Source organism: Seonamhaeicola marinus (assembly GCF_008085455.1).
In genome coordinates this window covers 1-590 of the sequence record NZ_VSDQ01000470.1, presented here as the reverse complement: position 1 = coordinate 590, position 590 = coordinate 1, and the positions used below count along the sequence as shown (strand labels likewise).

The window sequence follows — 590 nt, the reverse complement described above, 5'->3', positions numbered from 1 at the left end:
GCCGATGTACCTAGCCAATTTGGCAGCTATAACCCCGAAAATTTTAACAAAACATATGCTGGTGCAATTCCTGCAAGTAAAGCACTTTCACAATCTTTAAATGTACCGTCGGTTAGAATGTTACAAGCATTTGGGCTAAATAGGTTTCATCATTATTTAAAACAGCTTCACTTAAAAAATCTCATACAAAGCGCCAACCATTACGGTTTATCATTAATTTTAGGTGGTGCCGAAAGTAATTTATGGGATTTATGCAAAAGTTACGCTGCAATGGCATCAACAGTTAACCATTTTGCTGAAACTTCAAGTGAATATTATACCAACGAATTTTGCGAACCGGTTTTATTGGCTTCAGAAAATGTTAACTTCGGAAAATTACAAACTGAAAAAACTGTGTTTGATGCCGCTTCTATTTATTTAACTTTTGAAAGTTTAAAACATGTTAACAGACCCGAAGGCGACGAAAATTGGGAGTTTTTTGATGACTCTAAACAAATAGCTTGGAAAACCGGTACCAGTTTTGGTTTTAGAGATGCGTGGGCCATTGGCAGCACCAAAGACTACGTTGTAGGCGTTTGGGTTGGAAATGC

At 37.1% G+C, this 590-nt stretch carries 1 protein-coding gene; it reads left to right on the top strand.

Going from position 1 to position 590, the window contains the following annotated elements; translation table 11 throughout:
• The coding region (locus FUA24_RS07770) for a penicillin-binding transpeptidase domain-containing protein (protein WP_262713605.1) at positions 1–590 on the top strand (590 nt) is incomplete at both ends.